Origin of the sequence: Pseudomonas tensinigenes, from assembly GCF_014268445.2 — a bacterium.
Taxonomy (GTDB): domain Bacteria; phylum Pseudomonadota; class Gammaproteobacteria; order Pseudomonadales; family Pseudomonadaceae; genus Aquipseudomonas; species Aquipseudomonas tensinigenes.
The window spans coordinates 514,019-536,394 of the sequence record NZ_CP077089.1 but is presented as its reverse complement, the minus strand read 5'-3'; the positions used below and the strand labels follow the sequence as shown (position 1 = coordinate 536,394).

At 59.7% G+C, this 22,376-nt stretch carries 20 protein-coding genes; 12 read left to right on the top strand and 8 right to left on the bottom strand.

Annotated features, from left to right (window positions below):
* Positions 1–30: 30 nt before the first annotated feature.
* Positions 31–438, bottom strand: a complete 408-nt coding sequence (locus HU718_RS02335; protein WP_007917939.1) for an RNA-binding S4 domain-containing protein — start codon at positions 436–438, stop codon at positions 31–33.
* A 116-nt stretch (positions 439–554) separates the two neighbouring features.
* Between HU718_RS02335 and rimA the strand changes: the two genes are divergently transcribed.
* The 3 genes from rimA to rimK are packed head-to-tail and all read left to right on the top strand — an operon-like array spanning position 555 to position 2,732.
* The gene (gene rimA / locus HU718_RS02330; protein ID WP_186613107.1) at positions 555–1,334 is read left to right on the top strand and encodes a S6 modification regulatory phosphodiesterase RimA; all 780 of its coding nucleotides are present in this window, start codon (positions 555–557) and stop codon (positions 1,332–1,334) included.
* Between the two features lie 16 nt (positions 1,335–1,350).
* Positions 1,351–1,830 carry a retropepsin-like aspartic endopeptidase RimB gene (gene rimB, locus HU718_RS02325; RefSeq protein WP_042557136.1) on the top strand — a complete coding sequence of 160 codons (480 nt, stop codon included), beginning with the start codon at positions 1,351–1,353 and terminating at the stop codon, positions 1,828–1,830.
* Positions 1,827–2,732 carry a 30S ribosomal protein S6--L-glutamate ligase gene (rimK, locus tag HU718_RS02320; RefSeq protein ID WP_007949201.1) on the top strand — a complete coding sequence of 302 codons (906 nt, stop codon included), beginning with the start codon at positions 1,827–1,829 and terminating at the stop codon, positions 2,730–2,732. The genes rimB and rimK overlap by 4 nt, the downstream gene beginning before the upstream one ends.
* A gap of 323 nt (positions 2,733–3,055) precedes the next feature.
* On the opposite strand, the gene HU718_RS02315 is transcribed toward rimK, so the two are convergent.
* Positions 3,056–4,369 (bottom strand): ATP-binding protein, encoded by a 1,314-nt coding sequence (locus tag HU718_RS02315; RefSeq protein ID WP_007917930.1) that lies wholly within the window; start codon positions 4,367–4,369, stop codon positions 3,056–3,058.
* A gap of 113 nt (positions 4,370–4,482) precedes the next feature.
* On the bottom strand, positions 4,483–5,223 hold the full coding sequence (gene ompR, locus HU718_RS02310) for an osmolarity response regulator transcription factor OmpR (protein ID WP_095123420.1): 741 nt from the start codon (positions 5,221–5,223) through the stop codon (positions 4,483–4,485).
* Positions 5,224–5,581: 358 nt separating this feature from the next.
* Between ompR and HU718_RS02305 the strand changes: the two genes are divergently transcribed.
* The 8 genes from HU718_RS02305 (at position 5,582) to tauD (ending at position 15,448) form a co-directional block, all read left to right on the top strand.
* Positions 5,582–7,906 (top strand): Tex family protein, encoded by a 2,325-nt coding sequence (locus tag HU718_RS02305; protein ID WP_186613091.1) that lies wholly within the window; start codon positions 5,582–5,584, stop codon positions 7,904–7,906.
* A complete protein-coding gene (locus tag HU718_RS02300; protein WP_007917925.1) occupies positions 7,906–8,289 on the top strand; it encodes a PaaI family thioesterase in 384 nt (127 codons plus the stop codon). Before HU718_RS02305 ends, HU718_RS02300 begins: the two co-directional genes overlap by 1 nt.
* A gap of 270 nt (positions 8,290–8,559) precedes the next feature.
* The gene (gshA, locus tag HU718_RS02295; RefSeq protein ID WP_186613093.1) at positions 8,560–10,143 is read left to right on the top strand and encodes a glutamate--cysteine ligase; all 1,584 of its coding nucleotides are present in this window, start codon (positions 8,560–8,562) and stop codon (positions 10,141–10,143) included.
* 112 nt (positions 10,144–10,255) lie between these two features.
* Positions 10,256–11,397 (top strand): IS3 family transposase gene (locus tag HU718_RS02290; protein WP_437180867.1). Its coding sequence is split into 2 segments (ribosomal slippage): positions 10,256–10,517 and positions 10,517–11,397, totalling 1,143 coding nucleotides; the frame shifts between segments, so codons are not numbered across the junction.
* Between the two features lie 441 nt (positions 11,398–11,838).
* Positions 11,839–12,816: a taurine ABC transporter substrate-binding protein gene (gene tauA / locus HU718_RS02285; protein WP_186616637.1), complete on the top strand. Its 978-nt coding sequence runs from the start codon at positions 11,839–11,841 to the stop codon at positions 12,814–12,816.
* Positions 12,817–12,832: 16 nt separating this feature from the next.
* On the top strand, positions 12,833–13,627 hold the full coding sequence (gene tauB / locus HU718_RS02280) for a taurine ABC transporter ATP-binding subunit (protein WP_038359812.1): 795 nt from the start codon (positions 12,833–12,835) through the stop codon (positions 13,625–13,627).
* Entirely contained in the window at positions 13,624–14,463 is an 840-nt protein-coding gene (gene tauC / locus HU718_RS02275; RefSeq protein ID WP_186616638.1) for a taurine ABC transporter permease TauC, read from the top strand. Before tauB ends, tauC begins: the two co-directional genes overlap by 4 nt.
* Positions 14,464–14,605: 142 nt before the next feature.
* Positions 14,606–15,448: a taurine dioxygenase gene (gene tauD, locus HU718_RS02270; protein WP_186616639.1), complete on the top strand. Its 843-nt coding sequence runs from the start codon at positions 14,606–14,608 to the stop codon at positions 15,446–15,448.
* 198 nt (positions 15,449–15,646) lie between these two features.
* Here the strand turns inward: tauD and mgrA are convergent, their stop codons facing one another.
* The 3 genes from mgrA to HU718_RS02255 form a co-directional block, all read right to left on the bottom strand.
* On the bottom strand, positions 15,647–16,684 hold the full coding sequence (gene mgrA / locus HU718_RS02265; RefSeq protein WP_007917913.1) for an L-glyceraldehyde 3-phosphate reductase: 1,038 nt from the start codon (positions 16,682–16,684) through the stop codon (positions 15,647–15,649).
* 110 nt (positions 16,685–16,794) lie between these two features.
* Positions 16,795–18,114 carry an LLM class flavin-dependent oxidoreductase gene (locus tag HU718_RS02260; RefSeq protein WP_186616640.1) on the bottom strand — a complete coding sequence of 440 codons (1,320 nt, stop codon included), beginning with the start codon at positions 18,112–18,114 and terminating at the stop codon, positions 16,795–16,797.
* Between the two features lies 1 nt (position 18,115).
* Positions 18,116–20,341 carry a TonB-dependent receptor gene (locus HU718_RS02255; RefSeq protein ID WP_150708874.1) on the bottom strand — a complete coding sequence of 742 codons (2,226 nt, stop codon included), beginning with the start codon at positions 20,339–20,341 and terminating at the stop codon, positions 18,116–18,118.
* A gap of 205 nt (positions 20,342–20,546) precedes the next feature.
* On the opposite strand from HU718_RS02255, the gene HU718_RS02250 reads away from it, so the two are divergent.
* Positions 20,547–21,584 carry a LacI family DNA-binding transcriptional regulator gene (locus HU718_RS02250; RefSeq protein WP_186616641.1) on the top strand — a complete coding sequence of 346 codons (1,038 nt, stop codon included), beginning with the start codon at positions 20,547–20,549 and terminating at the stop codon, positions 21,582–21,584.
* A gap of 5 nt (positions 21,585–21,589) precedes the next feature.
* Here HU718_RS02250 and HU718_RS02245 read toward each other — a convergent pair whose 3' ends face one another.
* Both HU718_RS02245 and HU718_RS02240 read right to left on the bottom strand, forming a co-directional pair.
* A complete protein-coding gene (locus tag HU718_RS02245; RefSeq protein ID WP_150708876.1) occupies positions 21,590–21,991 on the bottom strand; it encodes a type II toxin-antitoxin system HicB family antitoxin in 402 nt (133 codons plus the stop codon).
* A gap of 59 nt (positions 21,992–22,050) precedes the next feature.
* Positions 22,051–22,233 (bottom strand): type II toxin-antitoxin system HicA family toxin, encoded by a 183-nt coding sequence (locus HU718_RS02240; RefSeq protein ID WP_026000492.1) that lies wholly within the window; start codon positions 22,231–22,233, stop codon positions 22,051–22,053.
* Between the last annotated feature and the right edge of the window lie 143 nt (positions 22,234–22,376).

Genomic DNA, 22,376 nt, shown 5'->3' with positions numbered 1-22,376 from the left:
CTCGCGAAGAGGCCAGCACCAACAACGCGATTATTCGTCGTTACTGCTACCGCGAAACTTGAACAAATCCCGCCGCTGTTTCTTGCTCGGCTTGCCGTCAGTGCTCACGCCCAACGCACCCGCCTTGCGCATCGCCGCGGCTGCTTCACGCTTGGCAATACTTGCCTCGGTCTCTGCATACAGCGTCTGCGCCTCCGGGGCGCCACGTCGCACAATCGACAAAGCTTCAACCTTCACCGTACGCACTTCAAACCCGGTACGAATCTCGAACTCATCGCCAATGCGTGGCTCTTTGCCAGGCTTGCAGCGTTCGCCGCGACAATGCACCTTGCCGCTCTCGATCGCCGCTTTGGCCAAGGCGCGGGTCTTATAAAAACGCGCAGCCCACAGCCACTTGTCGAGACGGACCTTGTCGTCCTCTTCGCTTTTTTGTGCCATTTGAATTCCTCGTTCGGCCAGTAGTCGGAACTGTACTACCGTTTCTGTCGGGCGCAAGAACTCGGCCCTCCAGATAGACTGTGATCTTGGCCGGTACATCGGCATGGAGTGATCGAGTGACTAAATTTCCGTCTTCATTAACCTCACCCAAGGCCGGTTGCCAAGGGTGTCAGCAAAGCGAACCGCTGGGCTTCGATTTTTCCTTCGCCTACCAACCCATCGTGGATCTGCGCGACCAGTCGGTTTTCGCCCATGAAGCGCTGGTTCGCGGTGTGAAGGGTGAAGGCGCACTCACTGTGTTGGATCAGGTTACAGAAGATAACCGCTACCGTTTCGACCAGCTCTGCCGGACCCGCGCCATCGAAGGTGCGGCCGATCTTAATATGCAGACACACTTGTCGATCAACTTCATGCCCAACGCGGTCTATCGTCCAGAGTTATGCATTCGCAGTACCCTGGAGGCGGCAAAAAAACACCGTTTCCCTATCGACCGGCTGATTTTCGAAACCCTGGAAAGCGAGCACGTAGATAACTATCGCCATTTGACCAATATTCTGCGTGAATACCGCGAATTCGGCTTCAAGACTGCCATCGACGATTTCGGTGCCGGTTATTCGGGGCTCAATCTGCTGGCTGATTTCCAACCGGACCTGATCAAACTCGACATGGCGCTGATCCGCAATGTCGATCAAGACCGTGTTCGTCAGGCGATCGTCCGGGGGATTGTCACAATCTGTGCGGAGTTGGACGTTACAGTCATTGCCGAAGGCATCGAGAGCGCCGGTGAACGGGATTTCCTGGCGGACTGTGGAATATTTCTGATGCAGGGCTACTGGTTCGCCAAACCTGCATTCAAAGCGTTGGCCCAGGTTTCACCTGAGGCCTGGACACGTTAATCGTTGGTTTTTTCTATTGAAGACATTTGATCATTTGACCGTTGTCGGTCTGCGTGAGTGGGTGGCGCTCCCTGATCTGGGAGTCGCAGGCCTGCGAGCGAAAATCGACACCGGCGCCAGCACCTCCAGCCTGCATGCCACCGACATCGAACCGTTCGAACGCGACGGTGAGAAATGGGTGCGCTTCACCGCGCACCTCGGCACGGTGGTGCAGTTGCGTCACCGCCGCTGCGAAGCGCCACTGGTGACGCGCAAAACCATCAAAAGCTCCAACGGCCATGCCCAGGAGCGCTATGTGATCAGCACCACTCTGGCTTTGGGTGATCGGGTCTGGCCGATCGAGTTCACCCTCGCCTGCCGCAAATCCATGCGCTATCGCCTGTTGCTCGGTTCCAAAGCCCTGATCGATGGCCAACTGGTCGTCAATCCGGGCATCAAGTATGTACAAGACAAGCCGGTGTTCCCGGTATCTACCTCCTCCACAGGTGTTGCATGAAGATCGCTGTGCTGTCGCGGAACCCGCGTCTGTATTCCACCCGCCGTCTGGTCGAAGCCGGAACCGAGCGCGGGCATGAAATGGTAGTGATCGACACCTTGCGCGCCTACATGAACATCGCCAGCCACAAGCCGCAGATCCACTATCGCGGCAAACCGCTGGAAGGCTTTGACGCGGTGATTCCTCGGATCGGTGCGTCGGTGACGTTCTACGGCTGCGCGGTGTTGCGCCAGTTCGAAATGATGGGGGTATTCCCGCTCAACGAATCGGTGGCCATCGCCCGTTCGCGGGACAAGTTGCGTTCGCTGCAACTGCTGTCGCGGCGCGGCATCGGTCTGCCGGTGACCGGGTTTGCCCACTCGCCGGATGACATTCCCGATCTGATCGACATGGTCAACGGTGCGCCATTGGTGATCAAAGTGCTGGAAGGCACGCAAGGTATCGGCGTGGTGCTGTGCGAAACCGCCACGGCGGCAGAGTCGGTGATCGAGGCGTTCATGGGCCTGAAGCAGAACATCATGGTTCAGGAGTACATCAAGGAAGCGGGCGGTGCGGATATTCGTTGCTTCGTGGTCGGTGACAAAGTCATCGCGGCAATGAAGCGTCAGGCCAAACCGGGTGAGTTCCGCTCCAACCTGCATCGCGGCGGCAGCGCCAGCCTGATCAAGATCACCCCAGAGGAACGCATGACCGCGTTGCGCGCGGCGAAGGTCATGGGCCTGGCGGTGGCGGGCGTGGATATCCTGCGCTCCAATCACGGGCCGCTGGTGATGGAAGTGAATTCGTCGCCGGGGCTGGAAGGGATCGAGACCACCACCGGGAAGAATGTGGCGGGGATCATCATTGAGCACCTTGAGAAGAATGGCGGGCCGAATATGACTCGGACAAAAGGCAAGGGCTAGAGCAACAGCCCCTCACCCTAACCCTCTCCCAGGGGGAGAGGGGACTGATTGGGGGATATTGGAGAACTACGCCGACCTGATCCTGCTGTGCCGAATCCATAATCGACTCGGTCATTCAGGTCGATGTATTACGCCAGACACCTCGGTCGGCCCCTCTCCCTCCGGGAGAGGGGCAGATTGGGGGATGATTAAGAGATACGCCGACTTGATCTTGCTGTACCGGATCCATAATCGACTCAGTCTTTCAGGTCGATGTATGACGCAAAACACCTCGGTCGGCCCCCTCTCCCTACGGGAGAGGACTGGGGTGAGGGGCTTTTGATCTACACAGCGTCCCTAGGCAACATCAACCCCAACGGCAACCTCACCCGCGCCTCCAGTCCTCCCCCGGACCGATTGCGCAGTTCAACATTGCCGCCATGCATCGAAGCAATCCGCTTCACAATCGCCAAACCCAAGCCAGTACCCTTCCCGCCCCGGGCACGATCGCCACGGGTAAACGGGTTGAAGATCGCCTCCAGCTCCGAAGGATCAATCCCCGCACCTCGGTCCATCACGCTCAGCACCACATACGGCGCACTGACGTCACCGGACACATAAGCCGCGACTTCAACGTGACCGCCGGCATGGTTCAAGGCGTTGCCAATCAGGTTGTTCAGCAAGCGTTTCATCGATACCCGACGCAGCGGAAACGGCTGAATCGGCTCCAGACGCAAACGCACCTTCTCTTCGTTCTGGTTGTAGGGCGCCGCGACCTCGCGCACCAGATCAGTCAGATCCACCTCTTCCACCGATTCGTCGCGACCATCGCGAATAAACGCGAGGAACTGGTCGAGAATCGCATCCATGTCTTCGATGTCCCGGACCATGTCGTCGGTCAGGTCATTGCGGTCGCCCATCAATTCCAGCGACAGGCGCAACCGCGTCAACGGTGTGCGCAAGTCATGGGACACGCCGGCCAGCATCAACTCACGCTCGCGTCCGGCCTGCTCGACGTCTTCGGCCATCTGGTTAAAAGCGCGATACACCTCGGTCATCTCGCTCGGCGTATCGCTGATCGGCAGACGTACGCTGCGACCCTGACCGAGTTGCCGGGCGGCATAGACCAGACGCTTCAAGGGTTGGTTGAGCTGACTGACGAAAATCCACGCCGACGCCGTCGACAGCAAGCCGATGGCGAGGAACCAGCCGAGCACGTTCCAGATTTTCTGGCCGCGCAAAGGATGCGGATACAGCGGCACCTTCAGCCAGCCGTCACCGAGGCTCGGTGCGCGCACCCACAACGCCGGCGGCGAGTGCATGCGCAAACGCACTTCAGTGTCGGCGCCCAGCTCCGCCTGCATTTGTCGCTGATAGATTTCGCTGTACGGCCAATGCTGCTCACCTTCCGGCACACCGGCGCCCACGACCCGGATCAGGGTGGCGGCATCCGCGATCTTCGCGCGGTTTTCTTCGTCGGCAGCCCAATAGGCACGCAGCGTCAGGGCGACGCCGTGGCTGTATTGGCGATCCACCAGCACGTCCTCGTTCATCAACAGATAAACCAGGGTCAGCGCCTTGGAAAACAGCACGACGATGAGCACCAGCCAGAGGGTGCGGGAGAAAAAGCTTTGGGGGAACCAGACGGGGGTTTTCATCTATAACCGCTACACACTTGCAGGAGCGAGCAATGCTCGCATATTGCGGATTGCGAGTCTGCGGGCATGGCCGTTCGACCAAAACCTGCAGACCCGCTCCTACAAATCGCCGATCACTTGGTGGCGGCGCCATCCGGTACGAACACGTAGCCCACACCCCAGACAGTCTGGATATAGCGCGGCTTCGATGCATCAGGCTCGATCATGCGGCGCAGACGGGAAATCTGCACGTCGATGGAACGCTCGAGGGCATCCCACTCGCGGCCACGGGCCAGGTTCATCAGTTTGTCGCGGGTCAGCGGCTGACGCGCGTTCATCACCAGGGCCTTGAGTACCGCAAACTCACCGGTGGTGAGCATGTGCACTTCGTCGCCGCGTTTCAGTTCGCGGGTGGCCAGCGACAACACGTAATCACCGAAGGTGACGTTTTCGTCTTCGCTGCCCGGCGCGCCGGGTACCGGTGCGGCCTGACGACGCAGTACAGCTTTGACCCGCGCCATCAGTTCGTCCGGGTTGAACGGCTTGGCCAGATAATCGTCGGCGCCCAGCTCCAGACCCTTGATACGGCTCATCTCATCGCCCTTGGCGGTGAGCATGATAATCGGGATCTGGTTGTTCGCGGCCCGCAGACGCCGGCACGCGGTCAGACCGTCTTCGCCGGGCAGCATCAGGTCGAGGACGACCAGATTGAAAACTTCACGCGACAGCAGACGATCCATCTGCTCGGTGTTCGGTACGGTACGGGCGCGGTAGCCCTTGCTGACGAAAAAACGTTCCAGCAGGCTGCTCAGCCCCGGATCGTCGTCAACGATGAGAATTTTTTCGCCTTCAGCAGTTTGTGCAGTGCTGCTCATTGGATGCTCCTTTTAGCTCGGCGCGCATTATGGCGTAGCTGCCGTTATACGCACCGTGTGCATTGTTAGCAGATTTTTCCTTCACTGCCAGAAAACCGGGGTTTATGCCTACAGACTGCGACGCCCCCGAATGACAGAACGCTGGTTATAATGCGCGGCGTTTTGTGCCAGGCAACGTCTGAATCGTTACCGCAGGTGGCAGGCTTTTTTTCCTGTCCTGCGCAGTAATTGTTCGATTTCACGGGTCAATGGCCTGCCTTTTGACCCAGGCAGCGGCAATTTTCTAGCCGCTCAACCAGACTCCGGGCCTTTATTTCCGTGCCTGAGAGCCTGATTTCACAATATGTCAGGTGGTTTTATGGACAGCATCAACAGCCGCATTGCCGAGGAACTCGGCGTACGCCCACAACAGGTCGAAGCGGCCGTCGCGCTACTCGATGAAGGCTCTACCGTTCCCTTCATCGCCCGTTACCGGAAAGAAGTCACCGGCAGCCTCGATGACACTCAGTTGCGTCATCTGGAAGAGCGCCTGCGCTACCTGCGAGAACTCGACGAACGGCGCATCAGCATCCTCGCCAGCATCGAGGAGCAAGGCAAACTCACCCCTGCCCTTGAGCGCGACATCAAACTCGCCGACACCAAGACCCGCCTCGAAGACTTGTACCTGCCGTACAAGCAGAAGCGCCGCACCAAGGGCCAGATCGCCCTGGAAGCCGGCCTCGGCGACCTGGCCGACGGCCTGTTCAACGACCCGAACCTGCCCCCGGAAACCGAAGCCGCACGCTTCGTCGACGCCGAAAAAGGCGTGGCCGATGTGAAAGCCGCTCTGGAAGGCGCCAAGTACATCCTCATGGAGCGCTTCGCCGAAGACGCCAGCCTGCTGGAAAAACTGCGTAACTACCTGAAGCAGGAAGCGACCCTCAGTGCCCGCGTCATCGCTGGCAAGGAAGAGGAAGGCGCCAAGTTCCGCGATTACTTCGAACACGACGAACCGCTGAAAAGCATGCCGTCGCACCGCGCGCTGGCGATTTTCCGTGGCCGCAACGAAGGCATCCTCAGCTCCGCGCTGAAAGTCGGCGACGAGCTGCCGGGCACCATGCACCCGTGCGAAGGCATGATCGGCCAGCAATTCAACATCCAGAACCAAAACCGCCCGGCCGACAAATGGCTCGGTGAAGTGGTGCGCTGGACGTGGAAGGTCAAGCTCTACACGCACCTGGAGACCGACCTGCTCGGCGAACTGCGTGATGGCGCCGAAACCGAGGCGATCAACGTGTTCGCGCACAACCTGCACGACCTGCTGCTGGCCGCGCCGGCCGGCCCGCGCGCAACCCTCGGTCTCGACCCGGGCCTGCGTACCGGTTGCAAGGTTGCCGTGGTCGATTCCACCGGCAAGTTGCTCGATCACGCCACGGTTTACCCGCATGTGCCGCACAACAAGTGGGATCAGACCATCGCGATCCTGGCCGCCCTGTGCGCCAAGCATTCGGTTGATCTGATCGCCATCGGCAACGGCACTGCCAGCCGCGAAACCGACAAACTGGCGATCGAACTGATCAAAAAATACCCAGCGATGAAAATGACCAAAGTCATGGTCTCCGAGGCCGGTGCATCGGTGTACTCGGCGTCGGAACTGGCGGCCAAGGAATTCCCGGATCTCGACGTGTCGATCCGTGGCGCCGTGTCCATCGCCCGTCGCCTGCAAGATCCACTGGCTGAACTGGTGAAAATCGATCCGAAATCCATCGGTGTCGGCCAGTACCAGCACGACGTTTCGCAGTTGAAACTGGCGCGTGGTCTGGACGCTGTAGTCGAGGACTGCGTGAACGCCGTCGGCGTTGATGTGAACACTGCTTCGGTGGCGCTGCTGGCGCGTATCTCCGGCCTCAACGCGACGCTGGCGCAAAACATCGTCGCGCACCGCGACGAGCACGGCGCATTCAAAACCCGCGCAGCCCTGAAGAAGGTCGCACGTCTAGGCGAAAAAACCTTCGAACAGGCCGCCGGTTTCTTGCGCGTGATGAACGGCGACAACCCGCTGGATTCCTCGGCCGTTCACCCGGAAGCCTATCCGCTGGTGCAGCGTATTGCCGCTGAAACCGACCGTGATATCCGCTCGCTGATCGGTGATGCAAGCTTCCTCAAGCGTCTGGATCCGAAGAAATTCACCGACGAGACCTTCGGTCTGCCAACCGTCACCGACATCATCCAGGAACTGGAAAAACCGGGCCGCGACCCGCGTCCGGAGTTCAAGACTGCCGAGTTCCAGGAAGGCGTCGAAGATCTGAAAGACCTGCAACTGGGGATGATCCTCGAAGGCGTGGTGACCAACGTGACTGCGTTCGGTGCCTTCGTCGACATCGGCGTGCATCAGGACGGTCTGGTGCATATCTCGGCGCTGTCGGAGAAGTTCATCAAGGATCCGCGCGAAGCGGTGAAGGCCGGTGACGTGGTCAAGGTGAAGGTCATGGAAGTCGACATTCCGCGCAAACGCGTTGGCCTGTCGATGCGCATGGGCGACACCCCGGGCGAGAAAATCGACGGTGCCCGTGGTTCGCGTCCGGGCTCGGCCCAGCGCCAGCCTTCGAACAATGCGCCACGCAAGGAAACCGCAACCGCAGCGCCAGTGAACAACGCGATGGCCTCGCTGTTCGCCAACGCCAAGCAGTTGAAGAAGCGCTGATGGAAATTCCGGCCGGGCTCGTCGAGAGCGCGTTTTTCAAGCTGTTGGGCTGCCGCCTGCACAGCCTGGAAACCGGGGTGGCGCAAGTCGCCCTGGTGCTGGAACCGGAACTGCGCAATCGCGGCGGCAAATTGCACGGTGGCGCGCTGTTCAGTCTGGTCGACATCGCCATGGGGCTGGCCTGTTCCAGCACCCACGGCTTCGATCAGCAGAGCGCGACCATCGAGTGCAAGATCAACTATATCCGCGCCGTTTCTGACGGTGAGGTGCTATGCACGGCACGGGTGATTCACCCGGGCCGGCGCACGCTGGTGGTCGAAGCCGACGTGATGCAGGGCGACAAACTGGTCGCAAAAGCGCAAGGCACGTTCGCTGTCCTGTAGCTACCGGTCATCATTTTGAGTTAATTTCGGCGCAACGAACCTTGTGGGAGCGAGCGTGCTCGCGAAGGCGGTGTGTCAGGCAACCGAAATTTTGGCTGATAAACCCTCTTCGCGAGCAAGCTCGCTCCCACAGGGATTGTGCAGTTCCTGACTGACCGGCAAATGGCCTGCCGCTACAAAACCAGGCGAAAACGCCAGTTTCAACTTCACCCTTGTAGACCGTCCTGCCCACCCCCATATTGGGGCGACTGACGCGTGAAGGAATCCAAATTGAGCGAACTTCTCAACCGCCGCCTGGCTCTGCTCGGCGAGCGCGCTAACCTCTCTCTGCTCGAGCAGTGCCTGCACGGTATCGAACGTGAATGCCTGCGCGTGACCAGCGAAGGTCGCCTGGCGCAAACGCCGCACCCCGAAGCCTTGGGTTCCGCGCTGACCAACGAACAGATCACCACCGACTACTCCGAGTCGCTGCTGGAATTCATCACGCCCGCCCTGCCCGACCCGGCCGACACGCTGGCGAGCCTGGACAAGATTCACCGTTTTGCCTACAGCAAACTCGGCAACGAGTACCTGTGGAGTCCATCGATGCCGTGCCCGTTGCCGGCCGAGGAAGACATCCCGATCGCCTATTACGGCACCTCCAACATCGGTCAGCTCAAGTACGTCTATCGCAAGGGTCTGGCCCTGCGGTACGGCAAGACCATGCAGTGCATCGCCGGGATTCACTACAACTTCTCCCTGCCGGAAAAGCTCTGGCCGCTGCTGCGTGAAACCGAAGGATTTGTCGGCACTGACCGCGATTATCAGTCGTTTTCCTACATCGCACTGATCCGTAATTTCCGTCGTTACAGCTGGCTGCTGATGTACCTGTTCGGTGCCTCGCCAGCGCTCGACGCCGGTTTCCTGCGCGGTCGTTCGCATCAGCTGGAACAGCTCGATCCGGACACCTTGTATTTGCCGTATGCCACCAGCCTGCGCATGAGCGACCTCGGTTACCAGAGCAACGCCCAGGCCGGTCTGACACCGTGCTACAACGATCTGGCGAGCTACACCGACAGCCTGCGCAAAGCCGTGGCCACGCCGTACGCGCCGTACGTTGAAGTCGGCACACATCAGGATGGCGAGTGGGTGCAGTTGAACACCAACATCCTGCAGATCGAAAACGAGTACTACTCCAACATCCGCCCGAAACGCGTGACCTACACCGGCGAGCGGCCGATTCAGGCGTTGGTCGCCCGTGGCATTCAGTACGTCGAAGTGCGTTGCCTGGATATCAACCCGTTTTTGCCGATGGGCATCGACCTCACCGAGTCGCGCTTCCTCGATGCGTTCCTGCTGTATTGCGCGCTCAACGACAGTCCGTTGCTGACCAACACGTCGTGCGGCAATGCGACGTCGAACTTCCTCAGCGTGGTCAAGGAAGGTCGTCGTCCGGGTCTGCAATTGCAGCGTGACGGTGAGTCGGTGGAGATGAAGACCTGGGCTGCAGAATTGCTGGAACAAATCGCCCCGCTGGCGGCGTTGCTGGATCAGAGCCATGGCGGCGATGCGCACAGCAAGGCGCTGGATGCGCAACTGGCCAAGGTCAGCGATCCGTCTCTGACGCCTTCTGCGCAGGTCCTGGCGGCGATGGCTGAGCACAAGGAAAGCTTTGCGCAGTTCTCGTTGCGTCAGAGCCAGGCGCATGCGGAGTTCTTCCGTAGCGAGCCGTTGGCGGCGGATGAGCAGGTGAAGTTTGAGGAGTTGGCGCGTACTTCGCTGGCCGCGCAGGCTGAGCTGGAGCAGAACGAGGTGGGCGATTTTGATGTGTTTGTCGGGTCGTATCAGGCGAGTATTTTAGCGATCAGCAACTAAAAGCCCCTCACCCTAACCCTCTCCCGGAGGGAGAGGGGACTGATTTGATCTGGCTTAATGATTCTGGACACCCCTAAAGGGCGTTAATCTACGCCCAACGACGAGGTGTGATTTGACCAGACGATATTTTTCGACAGATTTCAAACGGGATGCGGCTTGCCTGGTTTTGGATAAAGACTATTCGGTGAGTGAAGCCTGTGAAGCAATGGGCGTGGGCCCTACAGCTCTGCGCCGCTGGGTTGAGCAACTGCGTGCGGAGCGCAGCGGCAAGACGCCTGAGAAGTCCAAGGCCATGACCGTTGACCAACAACGCATCCAAGAACTGGAAGCAACAATTCGACGGATTGAGCGCGAGAAGGAAATTTTAAAAAAGGCTACAGCTCTCTTGATGTCGGATTCCCTCGATCGGTAAGGCTGGTCGAGGAGTTAAGCGAGCAATATCCAAGATCCGAGTTGTGTGGCGTGTTTGGTATCAACCGCAGCAGTTATTACGAGCGTCTGAAACAGCGGGCGAAAGTGCATGTCGGGCGCGATCGCCTAAAGATCAAGGCTGCCGAATTACATGAGCAAAGTCGCGGCTCAATGGGCGCGCGCAGCCTGTCAAAAGCGCTGTGTAACGAAAAAGAGTCGGTAGGTCGTTACATGGCTCGTAGCCTGATGCGCGAGCTCGGTTTGAAGAGCCAGCAACGGCGCAGGCATCGGTACAAACCCAGCGGTGCGGAGGCGCAATACGCCCCCAATCATTTGGAGCGTAAATTCAATGTCGAGGCCCCCAATCGAGTGTGGTGTGGCGACGTGACTTACATTTGGGCCGGTACTTACTGGGTTTATCTGGCTGCTGTACTTGATCTGCATGCCCGCCGCATCGTCGGCTGGGCGATGTCCAGAAGTCCGGATTCAGCTCTGACCTGTCGAGCGTTAAAGATGGCTTTCGAGTCGCGAGGACGCCCTGAAAACCTAATGTTCCATTCGGATCAGGGCTGTCATTACAGTAGTAAAGTGTTTCGTGAAACGCTGGCGGACATGCGCATAAAACAAAGCATGAGTCGACGAGGAAACTGCTGGGATAACGCGCCGATGGAGCGTTTCTTTGGCAGTTTGAAATCTGAATGGATACCCAAGACAGGCTACCGAAACGAAGACGAGGCCAGTACCGATGTGTTGCGCTACCTGACCCATTATTACAATCGGATCAGGCTGCACAGTCACAATGGCTACCGAACTCCGGTGGACATGGAGGCCCTGGCGGCATGAAAAAGGGTAAAACCCTATAACCGTGTCCAGTATCGTTTGACCAGATCAATTCAGGTGCTCTTGAGATTTACGCCGACCTGAAATATCCAGCCGAACTCAGGCCTTGAAAAGCACAGAGATCGGCCCCCTTTCCCCCTCGCCCCCCTGGGGGAGAGGGCTGGGGTGAGGGGGCAAAGATCTAATGTCGAACGCAAGATCCGAAATATCCACAATTTTGATCGTTCCCACGCTCCGCGTGGTAACGCCTCAAGGGACGCTCTGCGTCCAGGTGACGCGGAGCGTCACCGGCTGCATTCCCACGCAGAGCGTGGGAACGATCTGACTCCCTTCTTAGATTTTTCCGCTCATAAGCTCATTCTAAAAAGTTATTTATTTACTGATTCTTAGATCATTTAGTCTCCTTTCACGCCGACGCTCGGTCGCTTGATATGGAGCTGTCCAATGAAACTGAATTTCCCGCTTCGCCTGCTCGCCGCAGCCTCTCTGGCTGCCGCGAGTTTTCTGGCTCAGGCCGCCGACCTCACCGTCGCCTACCAAACCACTGTTGACCCGGCGAAAGTCGCCCAGGCCGACGGCGCTTACGAGAAAGCCACCAAAACCGACATTGCCTGGCGCAAGTTCGACAACGGCGCCGACATCATCGCCGCCATCGCTTCCGGTGATGTGCAGATCGGCTACCTCGGTTCGAGCCCGCTGACCGCAGCGATCACCCGCAAAGTCCCGGTCGAAACTTTCCTCATCGCCACGCAGATCGGCGCCGCTGAAGCACTGGTCGCCCGCGACGGCTCCGGCATCAAGACCCCGCAAGACCTGATCGGCAAGAAAATCGCCGTGCCGTTCGTGTCTACCGGTCACTACAGCCTGCTCGCCGCGCTGAAGCACTGGAACATCGACCCATCGAAAGTCACCGTGCTCAACCTCGCGCCGCCAGCGATCATCGCCGCGTGGAAACGCGGTGACATCGACGCCACTTACGTGTGGGATCCGGCGCTGGGCGTGGCCAAGGAAAACGGCAAAGTGCTGATCACCTCCGGCGAACTGGCCAAGTTCGGCGCGCCGACCTTCGATGCGTGGATCGTGCGCAAAGACTTCGCCGAGAAGCACCCGGAAATCGTCACCGCGTTCGCCAAGGTCACCCTCGACGCCTACGCCGACTACCGCAAAGACCCGAAAGCCTGGCTCGCCAATCAGTCCAACGTCGACAAACTGGTGAAACTCTCCGGTGCCAAGGCCAGCGATATTCCGCTGCTGCTGCAAGGCAACGTCTACCCGCTCGCGGCGGATCAGGTCGTCAGCCTCGGCGCGCCGACCACCAAAGCCATCACCGACACCGCCGCGTTCCTCAAGGAGCAAGGCAAGGTCGAAGCCGTTCTGCCGGACTACGCGCCGTACGTCAGCGCCAAATTCATCACCAACTGATCGGGAGTTAACTGCGATGGCCTTGCTACAGCTGGAGCGCATCAGCGCACAGTACCCGGGCAGCCCGGAACCGGTGCTGGCGGATATTTCTCTGACCCTGGGGCCTCAGCAATTGCTGGTCGCCCTCGGCCCGTCCGGCAGTGGCAAGACTTCGCTGTTGAACCTGATTGCCGGTTTCGTCGAACCGAGCGCCGGGCGCATCACCCTCGACGGCGTGCCGGTCAAAGGCCCGAGCGCCGAACGTGGCGTAGTGTTTCAGGATGACGCCTTGTTGCCTTGGCAGGATGTGTTGGCCAACGTCGCATTCGGTCTGGAGCTGGCCGGTGTCGCCAAGGACAAGCGCGAAAAGATCGCCCGTGAAATGCTTGCGCTGGTTGATCTATCCGGTTTTGAAAGCCGTCGTATCTGGCAACTCTCCGGTGGTCAGAAGCAGCGTGTCGGTCTCGCCCGCGCCCTCGCCGCCGACCCGCGCGTATTGCTGATGGACGAACCCTTCGGCGCCCTCGACGCGTTCACCCGCGAGCAGATGCAAGAGCTGTTGCTGCAAGTCTGGCAGCGCACGGCCAAGCCGGTTTTCCTGATTACCCATGACATTGAAGAAGCGGTGTTCCTCGCCACTGACCTGATTCTGCTCGCGCCGAATCCGGGGCAGATCGTTGAGCGCCTGCATCTGGACTTCGGTCAGCGTTACGCCGCTGGCGAGTCCGCCCGCGCGATCAAATCCGATCCGCGTTTTATCGAAACCCGCGAACACGTGCTGAGCAAAGTGTTCTCGCAACGCAGCGCCGGGCAACGGCAGGAGCGCGCATGAGTAGTTACGACGTTTCTTCGGCTGCGGTAAAACCCGCAACACCGTCGGTGGCGATTCCCGTACGCCGCAGCCTCAGCACGCGCTGGATCAGCCTGCTGACGCTATTCGCGTTGTTGGCAATCTGGTGGGCCGTAACAGCCACTGGATTGATCGAGCCGCTGTTCCTGCCGCCACCCTCAGCCGTACTGCAAAAAGGCTGGTTGCTGGCGACTACCGGTTACATGGATTCGACGTTGTGGCAGCACCTTGGTGCGAGCCTGAGCCGCATCGGTCTGGGCCTCGGTTTTGCGATTCTGACCGCCGTACCGGTGGGCATTGCCATCGGCGCCAACCGCATCGCCCGTGGCGTGCTCGATCCGCTGATCGAGTTCTACCGCCCGATTCCACCGCTGGCTTATCTGCCGCTGATCGTGATCTGGTGCGGCATCGGTGAGTTGTCGAAAGTGCTGCTGATTTATCTGGCGATTTTCGCGCCGATTGCCATCGCTACCGCTACTGGTGTTCGTACAGTTGATCCAGCGAAATTGCGCGCGGCGCAGTCGTTGGGTGCGACGCGCTTGCAGCTGATTCGTCATGTGATTTTGCCGAGCGCTCTACCGGACATTCTCACTGGCGTGCGCATTGGTCTGGGGGTGGGTTGGTCGACGTTGGTCGCGGCGGAATTGATCGCCGCCACCAGTGGCTTGGGCTTCATGGTGCAGTCGGCCGCGCAATTCCTGGTCACCGATGTGGTGGTGCTGGGGATTCTGGTCATCGCCCTGATCGCCTTCGCCATGGAAATGGGCCTGCGCGCCCTGCAGCGCAAACTGGTGCCGTGGCACGGCCAGGCCCACTGACAACTTTCATGTGAATCCCCTGTAGGAGTGAGCCTGCTCGCGATTGCGGTGTGTCATTCACCACAGCATTGTCTGCCAGTCTGCAATCGCGAGCAAGCTCGCTCCCACAAAAGCTTGAACCCCGAATTCGAAGAGAAAGACCATGAGCAGCCTCAACATCACCCCATTAAGCTCAGCCCTCGGCGCGCAGATCAGCGGCGTCGACATCAGTCAGCCGCTGACCCTGGAACACCGCGACGCCATCGAACAGGCGCTGCTCAAATATCAAGTGCTGTTCTTCCGCAACCAGCCAATAGAGCCGTCACAACAGGCACGTTTCGCTGCGTATTTCGGTGACCTGCACATTCACCCGATCTACCCGAACGTGCCGGAACAACCGGAAGTGCTGATCCTCGACACCGCCGTCACCGACGTGCGCGACAACGCGATCTGGCACACCGACGTGACCTTCCTGCCGACACCTGCGATGGGCGCGGTGCTCAGCGCCAAGTTGCTGCCGGAGTTTGGTGGCGACACGCTGTGGGCCAGTGGGATTGCTGCGTACGAAGTGCTGTCAGCGCCGCTGAAAGGTTTGCTTGAAGGCCTGACCGCGACCCACGATTTCACCCGCTCGTTTCCGCTGGAGCGCTACGGCAATACGCCTGAAGCGTTGGCGCAGTGGGAAGAAGCCCGACGCAAGAATCCGCCGCTGTCGCACCCGGTGATTCGTACGCACCCGGTCAGTGGCCGGCGCTCGTTGTTCGTCAACGAAGGCTTCACCTCGAAGATCAATGAGCTGTCGGAAACCGAGAGCGAGGCGATTCTGAAGTTTCTGTTCGCCCATGCAACGCGGCCGGAATTCACCATTCGCTGGCGCTGGCAGCAGGACGATATTGCGTTCTGGGATAACCGCGTGACACAGCATTACGCGGTGGATGATTATCGGCCGGCGCGGCGGGTGATGCAGCGGGCGACGGTGTTGGGGGATGTGCCGTTTTTTCGTTGAGCCCTGAACAGCAAAAGCCCCTCACCCTAACCCTCTCCCGGAGGGAGAGGGGACTGATTGGGGGATGCTGTAGATGTACGCCGACCTGAACGTACTTTACTGAATCCATAATCGACTCGGTTTTTCAGGTCGATGTATGGCGACGGACAACTCGGTCGGCTCCCTCTCCCTCTGGGAGAGGGCTGGGGTGAGGGTGCCTCACTCCGCCGTCGAAGGCTTCTCCCAAAGATTGATCCCGCCCTCTTGGGCAAACCGGTCAATCTCCGCCAGCTCTTCAGCACTAAAACTCAAATTCTTCAACGCCCCAACGTTCTCGATAATCTGCTCCGGCCGGCTCGCACCAATCAACGCCGAAGTCACCCGCGGATCGCGCAGCGTCCACGCCAGCGCCAGTTGCGCCAGGCTCTGACCGCGACGCTTGGCGATTTCATTCAGCGCGCGCACGTGGGCAATGTTGGCCTCGGACAAGTGCGAAGCCTGCAACGAACCACCGCCAGGACGATTGACCCGCGCATCCGCCGGCACGCCGTTGAGGTATTTGTCGGTTAGCAGACCTTGCGCCAGCGGCGTGAAAGCGATCACGCCAGTACCGAGTTCATCGGTGGTATCCAGCAGGTCTTTTTCCACCCAGCGATTGAGCAGGTTGTACGCCGGCTGATGAATCAGCAGCGGCACTTTCCACTCTTTCAACAGCGCCGCGATCTCGCGGGTTTTCACCCCGGAATACGACGAGATACCGATGTACAACGCCTTGCCCTGTTGCACGGCTGTGGCGAGGGCGCTGGCGGTTTCTTCCAGCGGGGTGTCCGGGTCGAAGCGGTGCGAATAGAAGATATCCACATAGTCCAGACCAAGGCGTTGCAGGCTCTGGTCGAGGCTGGCCAGTACGTATTTGCGCGAGCCACCACCCTGACCGTAAGGGCCGGGCCACATGTCCCAACCGGCCTTGCTGGAGATGATCAGTTCATCGCGGTACTGCTTGAAGTCTTCGCGCAGCAGACGACCGAAATTGATCTCGGCGCTGCCGTACGGCGGGCCGTAATTGTTGGCCAGGTCGAAGTGGTTGATGCCCAGATCGAATGCAGTGCGCAGCAAGGCGCGCTGAGTGTCGATCGGCGTACTGTCGCCGAAGTTGTGCCACAGGCCCAACGACAGCGCCGGCAGCACCAGACCGCTGCGCCCGACGCGGCGGTAAGGGATGGAGTCGTAGCGGTTTTCGGCAGCGGTGTAAGTCATCGAATCCTCTCTTGTCTGTCTTGAAATGGGTGTCGACTGCTTCGCGAGCAAGCTCGCTCCCACCTTTGGAATGCATTTCCCTGTGGGAGCGAGCCTGCTCGCGAAGGGTGCTACACAAATCTGTTGCCGGGGTGAGCCAGGCCAAGGTTCTGACGCAAGGTCCGGCCCTCATACTCCGTTCTGAACAACCCACGCCGTTGCAGTTCCGGGACCACGCCATTGGCGAAGTCTTCGAGCCCGCCCGGCAGGTGCGGCACCAGCACGTTGAAGCCGTCAGCCGCGCCCTGTTCGAACCATTCCTGCAAGCGATCAGCGATCTGCTCCGGTGTACCGACCAGGCTGTAATGCCCGCGTCCACCCGCAATCTTGCGACCCAATTGCGCAAGGCTCAGGTTCTCCCGGCCCGCCAATTCTGTCAGCAATTTCTGCCGGCTCTGCTGGCCGCTGTCCGTCAGCGGCAACTCGGGCAACGGCCCGTCCAGCGGGTACTTCGACAAATCGAAGTTGCCCAGCATACGCCCAAGCAAGGCGACGCCAACCTCGGGTTCGACTAATTGCTGAAACGTTTCACATTTTTCCTGCGCTTCGGCTTCGGTGCGGCCGACCACGACAAAAACCCCGGGCATGATTTTCAGCGAGTCAGCGCTGCGCCCGTACTTGGGCAAACGTCCTTTGAGGTCGGCATAGAACGCCTGAGCATTGGCCAACGAAGTCTGCGCGGTGAACACCACTTCAGCCGTCTGCGCCGCCAATTCGCGCCCGGTTTCCGAAGAGCCGGCCTGGACAATCACCGGCTGCCCCTGCGGCGAGCGCGCAACGTTCAGCGGGCCTTTGACCCGAAAGTGTTCGCCGACGTGATCCAGCACGTGCAGTTTCGCAGGGTCGTAATACACCCCACTGGCCTTGTCGCGCGCAAACGCATCATCCTCCCAACTGTCCCAAAGCCCGGTCACCACCTGATGAAACTCGCGGGCTCGGCTGTAGCGTTCGGCATGGCCGATATGTTCGTCACGCCCGAAATTAAGCGCCTCGGCAGCATTGTCCGAAGTCACCAGATTCCAACCCGCACGCCCACCGGAAAGGTGATCGAGCGAAGCGAATTTGCGCGCCACGTGATACGGCTCGTTGTAACTGGTGGTCGCCGTGGCGATCAGGCCGATGTGCTCGGTCACCGCACTCAACGCCGAGAGTAAGGTCAGCGGTTCAAAGTGATCGGAGCGTGCCATGCGACTGGCGATGTCCTGGGTCGGCGCGGCAACACTGTCAGCAACAAACAAGGCATCGAACTTCGCCGCCTCGGCAATCTGCGCCAGCCGCTTGTAATGGGCGAAATCCAGACCCGCATTCGCCGGCACATCCGGATGACGCCACGCCGCCACGTGGTGCCCGGTGGCCATGAGGAATGCACCGAGTTTCAACTGTCTGCTCATCTCAGAAATCCTTGCGCAGTTGCACGCCGAAGTAGCGCTCGTCATCCCGTGGCACGGCGCGATAAATGTAATTGCCGCCGCTGGCGAGCAATGGCGAATAGGACTTGTCGGTGAGGTTCTTGCCCAGCAGCGCCACGCGCCAGCCATTGCTGTAATCGGCCAGGGCGACACTGGCGTTCCACAGACCGTAGGCGCCCTGCTTGGTGTCGGCGTTCTGGCTGATGTCGTACTGCACTTCGCTCTGCCAGCTGTAATCGGTGCCCAGTTCGATATCCAGACCGTTATCCAGCGGAATGGTGTAGTCGGCGCGCACGTAGCTTTTCCAGTCCGGACTGAACGGCAGCGGTTTGCCGTTGACGTTGCACGACGCCGCCGCGCCCGCCGGGCAGGCGAACTCGTCGATGCGCGCGCGGGTGTAGGCGAGTGCGCCGGACAGTTTCAATTGCTGGGTCGCCTGCAAGGCGTAATCGAGCTCGACACCTTCGGTGCTGACGCTGCCAGCGTTGATCAAACGCGTCACAACCTGGCCGGCGACGGTGTCAAAGAAGTTCGCCTGATAGTTGTCGTACTCGCTGTGGAACACCGCGAGGTTGGTGGTCAGGCGATTGTTCCAGGACGTGGCTTTGATGCCCGCCTCCCAGGTGTTGGAAGTTTCCGGCTTGAGTGCTTCGGTGTCGCGCGGCTGCATGTTGAAGAACACGTTGTAGGCCGGGCCTTTGTAGCCGCGCGAGTAGGTCAGGTAAGTGGTGACCGTATCACTCAGGTCGTACTGCACGCCGAGGCGACCGGACCAGCCGTCTTCGTCCACCGAACCTGAACTGCTGGTGGCCGGTTGGATGCCGCTGACCGTGGTCGCTGAAGTGGAAACGCGGCGGTGATCGTATTCGAGATCATCGTGGGTGTAGCGCAGGCCGGCGATGCCGCGAAAGTCGGACGTGAAGTTCAGCGTGCTCTCGCCAAACACGGCGTAACTGTCGCTGGTGGTGCTGTAATCGGCGACGCCGCGATCGGTGCGCGTGGTGGTGGTCAGTGTGCGCTGATAGGTCTCGTCGTCCTTGCCGTGCATGTAGAACAGGCCGCCGACGTACTCGAGAAATTCACCCTTCGGCGAAGCCAGACGCAGCTCTTGCGAGTATTGATCGAAGGCCAGATCACCCTTGTCCGCCGTGCCGGGAAACGCTGCGGTCACGGTGCCGAGACGGTCGCCATCCTGATACTGAGTGTTGTCCCAGCCGCGCCATGCGGTGATCGACGTCAGGGTGTAATCGCCCAGTTGCCAGTCGAGCTGGCCGGACAGGCCTTTGTTGGTGTCCTCAACGTGTGAGCGGGTGTCGGTGTTGATGTCGCGGTTGTGGCTGCTTGCATTGACCGGACTCAGCGCGTTGGTGAAGGCCGGGGTCAACGACTTGCTGACCACGCCATTGGGGCCGTCGTCGTGGGACTGCATGTAGTCGGCAATCAGAGTGAAAGTGACGTCGTCATTCGGGGTGAATTCGAGTTTGCCGCGCACGCCGCGATGGTTGTAGCCGTTGACCTCCTGACCGTTGTGCTGGTTGTCGACGTTGCCGTCGTAGCTGCCGAACAGCGTGCTGATCGAGCCTTTCAACGTATCCGGAATCAGGCTGCCGCCGATGCCGAATCGGGTGCGGCTTTCGTTGCCGCTGTAGTACGACTGATCGATGTAGCCGTGGGTCTCGGCGGTGGGTGCCTTGCTGGTGATGTTGAGCACGCCGGCCGAGGCGTTCTTGCCAAACAGCGTGCCTTGCGGCCCGCGCAATACTTCGACGCGTTCCAGATCCAGCAGATCGAGCGTGGACTGACCCGGCCGCGCATACACCACGCCGTCGATCACCGTCGCCACGGTCGGCTCGACGCCCGGCGAGGTGGAAATCGTGCCGACGCCGCGCACGAACAACGAGGTGTCCTTGTTCGACGCGCCGGTACGGAAATTCAGCGACGGCACTTGCTGCACGATACTGGCCACGCCGTTGCGGTTGTCGCGCTCAAGCTGTTCGCCATCGATCACCGAGACCGCCACCGGCACTTTTTGCAGCGACTCTTCGCGGCGTGTGGCAGTGACGGTCACCGATTTGAGTGTCGGCTCCTGATCACTGCTCTCGGCAGCGAATGCGTTAGGCAGCGGCAGTGCCGCCAACCCCGTGAATAACCAGCCCGCCGCACGGATCGATTGCGTCAGTTTGTGTGTCGCCCCAGGAATGTTGTGCATGTTTGCCCGCTCGAAATTAGCCCTTAACCGCTGCCGTTCTGCGACGACAGCGCCTGAATCGGTGTCTTGGGCATTCGCTCGAGCGAGTAGCAGACAGCGCGCTTTGTTAGCGCTACCATCGACAGTATTGGCAAGCCACACATAGAGCGTCCAATACTGAAAAATTACTTTTATATGCGATTTGGTTTTTAAGAAGGATCGAGCCTTGAGCGAAGAAAAACCCCGCAAACGCCGTGGCGCCGGCCGTGTGACCCTCAATGCCGTGGCGCGCCAAGCAGGGGTTTCAGCGATCACCGTGTCACGCTACTTCAACCAGCCTGAGCAGGTTTCGCCCGAGCGTCGCGAGCGCATTGCGGCGGTGGTGGCTGAGTTGGGTTACGTGCCGAATCTGGTGGCCGGCGGGCTGGCCTCGGCACGGGGGAAAATCGTCGGGATGGTGATCCCGAACATCTCCGGGCCGATCTTCGCCAATACCATTCAAGGCTTCAGCGACACGCTCAGCCGTCACGGTTATCAGCTGTTGCTGGCGTCGAGTTACTTCAGCACCGAGCAGGAAGAAAACGCCGTGCGCGCGTTTCTTGGCTGGTCGCCGGCGGCGCTGGTGCTGACCAGTCACTTCCACAGTGCGGGTACGGAAAAGATGATCGCCGAGGCGGATATTCCAGTGATTGAGACCTGGGATTACCAGCCGGATCGTGAGCCGATGCAGATCGGTTTTTCGCATTTTGAAGTGGGCGTGACGGCGGCAAAACATCTGCTGGGAAAAGGCTACCGACGTATCGCCTTCGTGCAGAACAGCGCGCCGGGGGACTTCAGCGCACTGGAGCGCCGCGACGGTTACGCGGCGACTTTAAAAGAATCCGGCCTGAAACCCTGGATCTTCGCTCCCGACGCTGATCGAGCACCGTTCGAGGCCGGCAAACAGGCGATGGATGCCCTGATGAACACCACACCGCGCCCCGACGCGATCATCTTCGCCAACGACAACCTCGCCGCTGGCGGGCTGCTCGCCGGGCAACGCGTCGGTTTGAAAATCCCCGAAGACTGCGCCGTTCTCGGCTTCGGCGATTACCCGTTCGCCGAGATGCTTTTGCCAAGCCTGAGCACGATCAAACCACCGGCACTGGAGATCGGCGTACTGGCCGCAACACGCGTGCTGGAAAGCCTTGGCGTGTTGCCGAGCGACGAGGTGCAGCGGCTGAACCTGCTGCAGTGCCAAGTCATCGAACGGGAAAGTACCTGACTTCGCTATACCGACAGTTCGCGCAAGGCGGCCGCCGCGAGAAATCCGGAACGGGATCGATAGCGCTGGTCACGGCGGACTGTCTGGTCAATACGCTCAAGCAACTGCTCCGGCAGCGTGGCGTTAAAACGCACTGACTTGCCGAAATACGGGGTGATATCAAAATCGACCACGCCCCAGATCCCTCCCGCGTAATCCGGGTTATCGAGATGAACATCAATGTCCCGCACTTGCGGTAACGGCGCGCTGTCGGCGACCAACCCCTCATAGTGAAGCGCCAATGCCTCCTGAGTATTTTCAAACGCCTCAGCGACCGTGGTGCCTGCGGAGAAACAACCCGGGACATCCGGGATGATCACTCCGTAGTCTGAGTCGGCATCCTTGTGCAGAACGACCGGGAATTTCATATGAGTGAGTCCTTCCTCTGACAGGCCCATAAAACGGCCTTCGTTTCCAATAACGGGCCTCATTTCAAGCCCGCCTGTTTCAAAATGCTGTTGATCGTGCCCTTGGGCAGATCCGAATCAGGGTGCTTGATCGTCACCCTTCCTGGCTTGTGCGGATGCTTGTATTGGTGGTGGCTGCCTTTCACCGCCACGAGATACCAACCATCGTCTTCGATCATCCTGATCATTTCCCGACTGCGCATTTCCTTTGCCCTGTTCGACAGCTAGAACCATTTACTCTAGAGGGCGCAGGAGCCTTTGATACACACGATACACACTCAGATAAATATTAGCTCACTGAACAATCGCTCGGTTATGGGGCAGATCAACGGCAGGCTTGGGCCAG

Excerpts from the sequence above, each read along its gene's own strand:
- mgrA (WP_007917913.1), bottom strand. The coding sequence starts at position 16,684 with ATGACTTACACCGCTGCCGAAAACCGCTACGACTCCATCCCTTACCGC.
- tauC (WP_186616638.1), top strand. The coding sequence starts at position 13,624 with ATGAGTAGTTACGACGTTTCTTCGGCTGCGGTAAAACCCGCAACACCG.
- HU718_RS02260 (WP_186616640.1), bottom strand. The coding sequence starts at position 18,114 with ATGAGCAGACAGTTGAAACTCGGTGCATTCCTCATGGCCACCGGGCAC.
- rimK (WP_007949201.1), top strand. The coding sequence starts at position 1,827 with ATGAAGATCGCTGTGCTGTCGCGGAACCCGCGTCTGTATTCCACCCGC.
- HU718_RS02245 (WP_150708876.1), bottom strand. The coding sequence starts at position 21,991 with ATGAAATTCCCGGTCGTTCTGCACAAGGATGCCGACTCAGACTACGGA.
- HU718_RS02305 (WP_186613091.1), top strand. The coding sequence starts at position 5,582 with ATGGACAGCATCAACAGCCGCATTGCCGAGGAACTCGGCGTACGCCCA.
- HU718_RS02300 (WP_007917925.1), top strand. The coding sequence starts at position 7,906 with ATGGAAATTCCGGCCGGGCTCGTCGAGAGCGCGTTTTTCAAGCTGTTG.
- ompR (WP_095123420.1), bottom strand. The coding sequence starts at position 5,223 with ATGAGCAGCACTGCACAAACTGCTGAAGGCGAAAAAATTCTCATCGTT.
- HU718_RS02255 (WP_150708874.1), bottom strand. The coding sequence starts at position 20,341 with ATGCACAACATTCCTGGGGCGACACACAAACTGACGCAATCGATCCGT.
- tauB (WP_038359812.1), top strand. The coding sequence starts at position 12,833 with ATGGCCTTGCTACAGCTGGAGCGCATCAGCGCACAGTACCCGGGCAGC.
- HU718_RS02315 (WP_007917930.1), bottom strand. The coding sequence starts at position 4,369 with ATGAAAACCCCCGTCTGGTTCCCCCAAAGCTTTTTCTCCCGCACCCTC.
- HU718_RS02335 (WP_007917939.1), bottom strand. The coding sequence starts at position 438 with ATGGCACAAAAAAGCGAAGAGGACGACAAGGTCCGTCTCGACAAGTGG.
- tauA (WP_186616637.1), top strand. The coding sequence starts at position 11,839 with ATGAAACTGAATTTCCCGCTTCGCCTGCTCGCCGCAGCCTCTCTGGCT.
- HU718_RS02240 (WP_026000492.1), bottom strand. The coding sequence starts at position 22,233 with ATGCGCAGTCGGGAAATGATCAGGATGATCGAAGACGATGGTTGGTAT.
- tauD (WP_186616639.1), top strand. The coding sequence starts at position 14,606 with ATGAGCAGCCTCAACATCACCCCATTAAGCTCAGCCCTCGGCGCGCAG.